Below are 9780 nucleotides of genomic sequence, written 5' to 3' on the forward strand. Positions count from 1 at the left end.
ATGAGCCCCGGCCAATCCATTCGTCGTCAAAGACACTGATTTTTTTCAACCATTTTCGCGTATTTTCCGATCGATGCTTCTGAGAAGTAAGGTGCCCGGCTTTTTCTGCATGAGGAACTGAACTAATAGCCGACGGATCAGTCAGATCCATTAATAAGACAGTTCAATTTTGAGTGATTACCAGGGGATGTTTAATTGTGAATACCTTCTCATTCAATGATTGTAATCCGATACCACCAGCAGCCTCGTTAGTCTCTGAACGACAGGGTAAAGAAACTGAAGAGTGCGCTATCTGCCTTGAGGGTCTGGATAAAAGTCCCATTGCAGCAATGTTTCCCTGCACCCATATCCATCATAAGTCGTGCATTGATAAGTGGTTAAATGATCCAGATCATGCCGATATCGGTTGCCCAATGTGTAAACGTAAAATCACTCATTGTTTGTACCCTGAGAATACGCCACTCCACGTGGCAGCCGCCGTAGGTCGCTCTGATATTGTCAATGGTTTGCTTGAACACGGTGCCAATGCCAATGCCAGCACCAAAGACGGGATAACTGCCCTCCACTGTGCCGCTGGCAAAGGTGATGAGGCGACTATCAGGCATCTTGTCAAACATGGTGCCGACGTCAATGCGCTCACAACATCTGATTACTCTGAGACGCCGCTCCAGCTTGCGGTATCAAATGGTCATGAAGCGGCCATAATGGCTCTTATTGACTGTGGTGCCGACATTAATGGCCACGCCCCGGATATAAGACGCCCACTTCATGTTGCGGCTGCAAAAGGTTTCCTCAATATCATTGATGTTCTGCTTAACAAAGGTGCTGATATCAACATCGGTAGCAGGACCCCCCTCCATTTTGCGGTGGAAAATGGGAAACATGATGTCATCCGGTTGTTGCTTGGCAGGGGTGCCAATATCAATGCCCAATCCTCACGATTGTCAAAACAGTTTGGGCTTGAAATGGTAAGGCACCTTTTTATGAAAGCGGAAATGGGGGAGGGAACCGACAAATCGACGGTAAGTAACGGTAAAAAGGAAGGTTGCCAGAAACTGTACGGAAAAACACCACTTCACATTGCTATTGACACCGGCCAGGCAGAGATCGTTGATCTCCTGCTGACCGCTGGTGCAGCCACCGATGTACTTATTGGCAGTGGTGAGACGCTATGGAACTGGATAAACAAAGAAAACAAACTGACTGAACCCATAATCAGGTCGTTAACCCTTGCCATATGTAACTCTGAGGCACCCTGTGACGATATGCGTGCAGGATTACTCGGCGCATTGATTAAAATCAATGACTGGTACTTATTTGACCAATTGCACGCCAATACCCCGAATGCGGACATTAAAAAACTTCATTATCCAGGTTCCGGTAAACCAGCCTTTTATAAGGTGGTTGAAGAGGGGCAAAAAGACAAAATTCAGGCCATGATAACCCGGCGTGCCGATGTTAATGCCCGTGACCACCGGGGATGGACGCCCCTGCACTGTGCAGTCTACAGCCGCCATCCGCAAGACGCGATTGAGGTACTGGTTGGTTCTGACGTAAATGCCAAAAACAACGAGGGACAAACACCTCTCCATCTTGCGGCTAAATCAGGTAAGTCAGAGGTTATTGTTCAACTGATTGACCGTGGTGCTTTTGTCAATGCTACCACCGGCAGAAGAGTGGGTGTCACAACAGATGAGGGGGTTAAGAATTATCAGTCAGCCATGGCAACACTGGCGCTGTCGCGCTTCAAACAGGAGGCTTGCCTGAGAGGCTTGCCATTAAATGGCCAACCGTTCATACCGGATGCGATGGTTAAGATAGATAACATCGGCATGATGACCCCCCTCCATTATGCAGCCCATGGAGGTCATGTAAAAGCAGTTCAGCACCTGCTTGTCAGAGGTGCTTCCATCAACGAAAGAACCCAGAACGGAATGACACCACTGAAACTCGCAGAATCTGAGCTGATGAAAGCTAAAAAGATTAAAGTGTTAAGCCTCGCCTCAGCTCATAGGGGACAACAGGAACCAGGCTTGACCGCTGCAGAAGCAAAAGTCAAATCCTACTCAGACATCATCAACCTTCTGAAGGCTCAGTTATTACTAACCTCCGTACCTTCGGTACCTGTCTGAGGACCTTCAATGTTGTCATTCAATCGGGGTGTAGGATAACGCAGCCCAATGGTAAAATGAGGGCGTATAATTCCTGACATTGGTGTAGCCAGCCGCCTTCAGCACCATCACCATATGTGCGGACCGGATACCGGCGGTACAGTAGACGACAACCGGGCTGTTTTTTTGAATATCCTGGTCCGATAACATTCTGCTAATGTTGTCAAATGACTTCAAGGTGCCACTGGCTGTGAACATCTGCTGAAATGGTAAGCTCACTGCCCCGGGAAGATGCCCTTTGCGCTGTTCACCCAAGTCCATTTTGCCGTGGAACTCTTCCGGTGATCGCGAATCGATAACGCGAAACTGTGAGTAGTCCCGGTAAAGGGCTTTGGTATGAATTGTGGCTGAAGAATCCCGTTGGGTTATCGTGTAATCACTTTTGGTATTGAAGAAGGTTGGGATGATGGTGGTTTTTAGCCCTTTTTCTTTCCAGTGAGAATACCCGCCATTAAGAATGCGGACATTCTTTAACCCTGCCACGTGCAAACTCCAGGCAACTCGGCCATCTTCACCCCACCCCCGTTGAGCATCGGCATAAACGACAATATTATCTGTTGGGGTCAGGCCCAGCTTCTGTATCTGGTATTCCAGCTCCTTATTGTTAAGAACTGTTGCCCAGTTCTCGCTACCGGCTGCCCCACTCATATCAGAAAGGGATTGCCACTGAACTGAGCGGGCTCCCGGGATATGTCCCTTGAGATACTCAGAGTATTCCCGGGCATCAATCAGCAGGTAATTGTCGGGATTGCTGGCAACCGTTTCTGCACTGATAAAATAATCTTCCGGTACTGCACAGGCGAATCTGAAGGGCAGAATCATTAGCAGGAAGAAGAAAATACATCTTTTGACGTATTGACCTACTGGTTTCTTATTCATTGCCAACAGCCCTCGATTCACGGAAATAGACAGACTTCAGGAAAAAAATCAGTACGGAGATGGCAAACAGTGTTAACAGTGCCATCACGGCAAGACGGCTGCCACCGGTCAGCATTTCCCCGGCATAAGAATAAATCAGTGTGGCTGGCAGTTGCCCTATACCGGTAGCCACAAGAAAATACCGCAATTTCATCGATGTCAGGCCTGCTCCATAGCTGACCAGATCAAAGGATATAAAAGGCAGAAGTCTTGCAATGAGTATGGTGTATTGACCATGTTTGGCAAAAAAGTCATCTACCTGATCAAGGGCAAAGTGACTGGTCAGCCTGGCCACCCCCTCCCGCCCAAACCAGCGGGAGATAAAGAAACAGAGTGTAGCCGCGATCATGGCGCTGCTCCAGGATAGCAGTGCCCCCTGCCACCAGCCAAAAATGGCGGCGTTGGCAAAGGTAAGAATAAAAGCAGGCAGCGGCGCTGCTACTGCCTGGATAACCATCAGTAGTCCTGAAACCAGAGGGGCCCATAGTCCGAAACTGAGAATGTAGGTGCGTACCTTGTCGATATCCAGTGATGAAAGAATCCGGATCATCTCAAATAGCCACTCACGGGCTGGCGGGGTAGCCAGAACAGCGGCAGTTATCAGCAGAACGATCAGTGGTTTGGTAATAGATTGAATAGTCATTAAATCAGGTGTAAACGCAGTTCTTTCGGGAACCCTTCCATGCCTGGTTGAAGTTTCCCAACTGCCAAAAGATGTGAACGTTGAAATTGGGTCGTTGGCTACTGTTAAATCAGCAGCTGTTGGTTTCTTACAGTTTGAACATAAAGTATTCGGTTTTTATATTTAAACTCCGACGTTTACTTCAAACATTGATTCCGGGAGGCTGTTAATCAGTCCTAAAAGCGCGAGAGAGGTTACTCGTGCATAAGCCTTGTGTCAAACCAGGGCCGTTCGAGTGATCGGCGGTGAACTTTATTCTTCAGCAGTTGTCAGAATGTCGGTCATATTCAGGATTTTGCCCAACTTTCACTCGTTCTGTGAAGATAAGAGGAAAGGTATGTCAAACCCATCTTCGCAACCGGCAATCTCTGGTGCAGTGAACTCTGGCTGGAATTTCCCTCGCCCTGATGATCAGTCGGCAAGTTCCGCCGCCACCCACTTGCCGGATACCCATAAAGCTACGGCGTTTTGTCGGCGAAATACGACGTTGGCTTCTCATGAAGAGCAGCACCTGAAGATTCATGGCTATTCCGCCGAGGAAATCGCAAGGTCGGAACATGCTCTGGTCCAGCGCAATATCACCCCAAGCTACAGTGAGATCATTGGTCATCTTCAGTCAGACAACGGTGATACACTGGGTACCATTAAACAGTGCATTGAAAACGGGTTGAGTTCAACAGCAGGGGCTCAGGGCAAACTGCGATTGTTGATGGAACTGCAAAGCTACACCAAATCATGTGTAAAAACCGCCGCTGAGAATCTCAATCGTCAATACTCTTCCTTCTGGCCAGATCGCCAGAGCATCGTAACTATGATCAATAGATGGCCCAGCACATTGCAACGACAGGGCGCTGTTATTTGCAATAGCTGGCCAGAGCTGCTTGTTGACAATGCTGTACAAGTGGATTTCAGCTCCAGCATAAGTATCTGTTCCAATGACCTTAACTTTCAGTTAGCGCCACTGGATTGCCTGTCATTTTTACGACTTGTCAAGGATATCTGGTTTGATGCCCTGAGTTGTGAAAATATCTGTGCCATCGACAGAGTCAGTCACCTGCTGGTTTCGTTTGCCTGGGAAATGTCTTCCAATCTCTATTATTTGTGCGGTAGCTCTCCCATGCACGACCGTCACGAGCGATTTGAGCAGGTGGTTCAGCAAATGCTGCAACAAGGTATTCACTGCATTGATGATATTGACGCGTTTGCATTTATGCTGGTAACCAAGCCCCACATCTGGCGCAATCATAAAAGTGATGTTCTGCAACTGATGGTCTGCAGGGCGTTCAAAGGCCGGGACCAGCAACTGTCTCCACTCTGTGCCCAGTGGCGGGAGGATTCAAAGAGCCACGAACAAATCGCTAAAACAGTAGAAACAGAGATCATCCCTGACACAGCTTCCGCCATGCATTACCTTAACGACATACACGGTTATCTGATGCAATACAGGGACAGGCACCCTAACTGCAGCGACAGCAGCCAAATACATAACGCGAAATACTTTGATCCTGTCACCCTGCAATTAATTTCACCAATCCTTGCCCCTGACCTGACAACCACACCCACGCTTGAGGAGACAGGATCGACTCTCTCGGCCTATTTCAATTTCTGCCTGGACCATCAGGCGTTGTCATCAAATAAAACATTTGAGGACTTCCTGACGAACAGAGTCGTACCGGATATCAGCGTGCCGGGATATTTTGGACTTCTGGAAAGTACGGACAACGCCGAAAGCATGGCATCGAGACCAGGCACCAGCGCAGAGTTGAGTGCCATCCGTAATCACGGTGAAATGCCCAAACGCAGAAAGAAGTTGGCCAAATCACCCGTGGTGCCAAGAAGACTCATTAAGGATTGATGATCCTGTCGGGTTTATGGGTGCCAGCACTTGCAGGAAATGTTCATTTCTTCGGAATTTTGCAGAAACCTTCTGCTGGTACATCCAGGGCAGCGTTGAATTTGCTGGACATGTTCTGAAAAGCGATCAGGCCAGTCAGTTCAATGACAGCGTCATTATTGAAATGCTCTTTTAGCTGCTTCATCAGCTCAGGGGTTACCTGCCGGTCGCTGTAGGTAACAGTTTCGGTATATTCCAGGGCAATACGCTCCTGTGCATTGAAAAGGTCTGATTGTTGCCAGTTATCCAGTGCTTCTACTTTATCCATGCTGCCTGCACGTTTCGCCAGGGTCATGGCATTGATGTCAACACAGAAGGCACACCAGTTAACCTGAGATACTCTGACGGTAACCAGCGAACGCAGCTCCGGTGACAGGGGTGACTTTTTTCGATCCAGCACGCCGTAGAGTGCGGCTACAGCGGCAAATAACCGGGGAACTCTTGCCCATAACAAGCCCGGCTTAAGGATTTTTCCATAGCGACGCTTCTGGCTCCAGAAAAAAGGCATTAGCCACCAGGGATAAGAGCGAAGGGGTTTATCCGGTACATACATGGCTGATTCCTAACTTGCAGCTCCATAGTAGGTCAGCCGATGGTGGCAGGAAAGTTGGATGTCTACAATCCTGTTGTTGGTTTTTTCTATTCGACTATATGTAATAACATATGGTGACAGTCAGGTATTTTCTTTAAAATGTCCTGTTTTATGATTCCAATGAAGAAGAGGTCGTCTCATGGACGTAATGGAGCAAATAAAAGAACAGGTTGAATCCCATACCATTCTGCTGTACATGAAGGGTTCTCCCAAGTTGCCGCAGTGTGGTTTCTCTGCCAAGGCGGTTCAGGCGTTGATGGCCTGTGGCGAACAGTTCGCTTTTGTGGATGTTCTGGCTAACCCGGAGATTCGTGCCAATCTTCCCAAATATGCTAACTGGCCGACCTTCCCACAACTGTGGATTAAGGGTGAGCTGATTGGTGGCAGTGACATCATTATTGATATGTTTAACAGCGGCGAACTGCAGCAGTTGATTGCTGAAGCGGCTGGTTCTGCTGAAGGAGCAGAAGACTGATTTTACAATAGTTCTTATCCTTCCCTTCCGGTGTGATAAAACCGGAAGGCTGTCTTTCTTCCGGGCTAGGAGGCTGACCGAGAATAGCGCCCGTCTAGGCGACCCCGTAGCGAGGATGGCAGAAAATTGAGGATAAAAAGTCGGAAATTTTTAGTGAATAGTGGTTCTATTTGCTAAAAATTTCCGACTTTTTAGACCAATTTGCTGCCACCGCAGCAGGGCTCTATTCTCGGTCAGCCTCCTGGTTCATTACCTGACTCATTGAGTCCCTGTCAGTTTCTCCTTTCTGCTGTAATTACTCCAAAGGCTCCTCTCCCGGAGCAAAGTCATAAGGTAAGGAGTGAAAACCAAATAAGTCTGACTGTTCAGCCATCAGAGTATCCTGAGACTCTTGCCAGTTAATGGCAGCATTTACCGGAGGTGCTGAGTTGCATAGCTTTTTGGGTGAAGGTTCAGTATTTGTATTGCCCGGGCTGAACATTGTTGCATCTGTTGTTACAAAGGCTATGGGTAAAGTTGCTGCGGATATTACCTGCTGCCCTGAAGTACCGGGATAAGAGTGCAGCCTTACCGGTTTTGGAGGGCCATTTTTTTTCTTGCACGATAGCTTTGTTTTGGCTTTTAAAATGGCCCTTTCATTTAATTTTTCAGGTTCGTGGCCTGGGCGTTGATGTTTGTCGATATTGGAGTGATCTGAGATTGATATACCAGCGAATGCTGCTTGTATTTCCTGATCACACTCTGCATCGCTTTCTGATTCATTTTGCGACGTTGCTGTTGTCTGTTCAGATTTCGTGGCAAGGGGAGAAAATGCAGAGTATTCTCCAGACAGGACGTAGTTTGATGGCGGATGTAGGGTAACCTTCAGCCCTCCGCTGGTTTGTCCGATATCTGGTTTTCTTGTGGGATTAGGTTTTTTGACACCATCATTGGGTGCTACATTCCAGAAGAGCACCGTCCTTGAAGGAACGCCAGTATTTCGCATAGACACACGCCAGAAGAAGTTATTTTTACATACTATGATAATTTAATTCCCAATTAGTTCATTTTCTTTGTGCGAAAAAATGAAAGCTGCCTGATCCCTGTCTTCGTTCAGGATTTGCTACCTTAATAATGCTTTGGGAGTTTTGGGAAGAAACAGAGTGGGGCCCGGGTGGGCCAGTCTTTAGTAAAGGGGGACGCGTCAACAGGCTCCGGGTTGGATTTTTCTTCTTGCTCCTTTATCTATATGCGGCGTGTGATAAAAAAGTAGTCATTTGTTCCTACTTCGGTAGGCGAAAACCGTGGTCATGTGTATCATTGTATGCGCAGTTTTTGTGATGCGTGATTCAATATGAGATTACATATTACTTGGACTCTCGTATTAATACGCACAACTTTGTAAATGATAGCTTTTTAAATGATAACTTTTTAAATGATAGTTTCATAAAGCGTAGGAGAAATACTTATGGGCGTTTTAGTAGGCAAAAAGGCTCCTGACTTCACAGTCCCTGCTGTACTGGGTGACGGCTCTATTGTTGATGCTTTTACCCTGTCCGAAGCCATTCGTGGCAAGTACGGTCTGCTGTTTTTCTACCCTCTGGACTTCACTTTTGTATGCCCTTCTGAACTGATTGCCCTGGATCACCGTATGAGTGCTTTCCAGGAGCGAGGTGTTGAAGTGATCGGTGTTTCTATTGACTCTCACTTTACGCACAATGCATGGCGCAATACGCCTGTGGATCAGGGTGGTATCGGTCAGGTGAAATATACTCTGGCTGCTGATATGACACACGACATCTGTAAGTCTTATGACGTTGAATCAGAAGGTGGTGTGGCATTCCGTGGTGCTTTCCTGATCGACAAGGAAGGTCTGGTTCGCTCACAGATCGTCAATGACCTGCCGCTGGGTCGTAACATGGATGAACTGATTCGTCTGGTTGACGCCCTGCAGTTCCACGAACAGCACGGTGAAGTTTGCCCGGCTGGCTGGAATAAGGGCGATAAGGGCATGACAGCCTCTCCAGACGGCGTGGCCCAATACCTGTCAGAAAGTGCGGATGGTCTCTAGTGTCCGAGAATAGCGCCCGTCTAGGCGACCCCGTAGCGAGGACGACAGAAAATTGAGGATAAAAATTCGGTTTTGTGAGGTGAATAGCGGGGCTATTTGCCGAACAAAAGCGGATTTTCAGACCAATTTGCTGCCACCGCAGTAGGGCAGTCTATTCTCGGACAGGCTCCTGGAACCTTATAACGGTTGGAAAATGCCATATATACAGTCTTTTTAAAAAGTTTTTTGCAGTGGAATACTTGACTCACGGCAAAATAACCTTATCATTCGCTGCCGTTGGTTGGTGACGAGATGTTGCCGCCAAGCATAGTTCCCTGATAGCTCAGTTGGTAGAGCAAATGACTGTTAATCATTGGGTCGCTGGTTCGAGTCCAGCTCGGGGAGCCACTTACTCTGTATATTAGCCTGTGGCTGGTGTAAGAATGGGTCGTTAGCTCAGTCGGTAGAGCAGTTGGCTTTTAACCAATTGGTCGTAGGTTCGAATCCTACACGACCCACCATTTTATTTTATGCTGAAGCATAAACCGCCCTGTAAATCGGCGGTTTTTTTATCCTGATCAATAAGGGTCAGAGTTAGTCTGAGCATTGCGTTCTTTAAAAGATTCTTTGTTAAGAATGGGTCGTTAGCTCAGTCGGTAGAGCAGTTGGCTTTTAACCAATTGGTCGTAGGTTCGAATCCTACACGACCCACCATACAGCATTGAGACTCATAAAAAGTCTCTTATTGAAGATACTGTTGTCAGTACAGTAAAGCTGTCGATTAGTTCCCTGATAGCTCAGTTGGTAGAGCAAATGACTGTTAATCATTGGGTCGCTGGTTCGAGTCCAGCTCGGGGAGCCACTTATTCTATCTGTCAGCCTGTGGCTGATGTAAGAATGGGTCGTTAGCTCAGTCGGTAGAGCAGTTGGCTTTTAACCAATTGGTCGTAGGTTCGAATCCTACACGACCCACCATACAGCATTGAGACTCATAAAAAGTCTCTTATTGAAGATACTGT

The 9780-nt window shown here is 47.5% G+C and carries 8 protein-coding genes and 5 tRNA genes; 9 read left to right on the forward strand and 4 right to left on the reverse strand.

Going from position 1 to position 9780, the window contains the following annotated elements:
- The first annotated feature begins 197 nt into the window (after positions 1 to 197).
- On the forward strand, positions 198 to 2132 hold the full coding sequence (locus J7438_RS03835; RefSeq protein ID WP_209275508.1) for an ankyrin repeat domain-containing protein: 1935 nt from the start codon (positions 198 to 200) through the stop codon (positions 2130 to 2132).
- A 15-nt stretch (positions 2133 to 2147) separates the two neighbouring features.
- On the opposite strand, the gene J7438_RS03840 is transcribed toward J7438_RS03835, so the two are convergent.
- Both J7438_RS03840 and J7438_RS03845 read right to left on the reverse strand, forming a co-directional pair.
- Complete coding sequence (locus tag J7438_RS03840; RefSeq protein WP_209275509.1) at positions 2148 to 3050, reverse strand: sulfurtransferase; 903 nt, start codon at positions 3048 to 3050, stop codon at positions 2148 to 2150.
- Positions 3043 to 3732 (reverse strand): TVP38/TMEM64 family protein, encoded by a 690-nt coding sequence (locus J7438_RS03845; RefSeq protein ID WP_209275510.1) that lies wholly within the window; start codon positions 3730 to 3732, stop codon positions 3043 to 3045. Before J7438_RS03845 ends, J7438_RS03840 begins: the two co-directional genes overlap by 8 nt.
- 376 nt (positions 3733 to 4108) lie before the next feature.
- On the opposite strand from J7438_RS03845, the gene J7438_RS03850 reads away from it, so the two are divergent.
- Positions 4109 to 5626 (forward strand): hypothetical protein, encoded by a 1518-nt coding sequence (locus J7438_RS03850; RefSeq protein WP_209275511.1) that lies wholly within the window; start codon positions 4109 to 4111, stop codon positions 5624 to 5626.
- Positions 5627 to 5669: 43 nt separating this feature from the next.
- Here J7438_RS03850 and J7438_RS03855 read toward each other — a convergent pair whose 3' ends face one another.
- Positions 5670 to 6218 carry a carboxymuconolactone decarboxylase family protein gene (locus J7438_RS03855; protein ID WP_209275512.1) on the reverse strand — a complete coding sequence of 183 codons (549 nt, stop codon included), beginning with the start codon at positions 6216 to 6218 and terminating at the stop codon, positions 5670 to 5672.
- 178 nt (positions 6219 to 6396) lie between these two features.
- On the opposite strand from J7438_RS03855, the gene grxD reads away from it, so the two are divergent.
- A complete protein-coding gene (grxD, locus tag J7438_RS03860) occupies positions 6397 to 6732 on the forward strand; it encodes a Grx4 family monothiol glutaredoxin (protein ID WP_209275513.1) in 336 nt (111 codons plus the stop codon).
- Between the two features lie 295 nt (positions 6733 to 7027).
- Here grxD and J7438_RS03865 read toward each other — a convergent pair whose 3' ends face one another.
- The gene (locus J7438_RS03865) at positions 7028 to 7717 is read right to left on the reverse strand and encodes a hypothetical protein (RefSeq protein WP_209275514.1); all 690 of its coding nucleotides are present in this window, start codon (positions 7715 to 7717) and stop codon (positions 7028 to 7030) included.
- A gap of 462 nt (positions 7718 to 8179) precedes the next feature.
- On the opposite strand from J7438_RS03865, the gene J7438_RS03870 reads away from it, so the two are divergent.
- From J7438_RS03870 to J7438_RS03895, 6 genes are all read left to right on the forward strand, one after another.
- Entirely contained in the window at positions 8180 to 8782 is a 603-nt protein-coding gene (locus J7438_RS03870) for a peroxiredoxin (RefSeq protein WP_101746706.1), read from the forward strand.
- Between the two features lie 311 nt (positions 8783 to 9093).
- Positions 9094 to 9169 (forward strand) — tRNA-Asn (locus J7438_RS03875).
- A 37-nt stretch (positions 9170 to 9206) separates the two neighbouring features.
- A tRNA-Lys gene (locus tag J7438_RS03880) sits at positions 9207 to 9282 on the forward strand.
- A 117-nt stretch (positions 9283 to 9399) separates the two neighbouring features.
- A tRNA-Lys gene (locus tag J7438_RS03885) sits at positions 9400 to 9475 on the forward strand.
- Positions 9476 to 9547: 72 nt separating this feature from the next.
- Positions 9548 to 9623, forward strand: a tRNA-Asn gene (locus tag J7438_RS03890).
- 37 nt (positions 9624 to 9660) lie between these two features.
- A tRNA-Lys gene (locus tag J7438_RS03895) sits at positions 9661 to 9736 on the forward strand.
- The last annotated feature ends 44 nt before the right edge of the window (positions 9737 to 9780 follow it).

It is taken from the genome of Thalassotalea sp. G20_0 (genome assembly GCF_017744175.1).
Taxonomy (GTDB): domain Bacteria; phylum Pseudomonadota; class Gammaproteobacteria; order Pseudomonadales; family Endozoicomonadaceae; genus Endozoicomonas.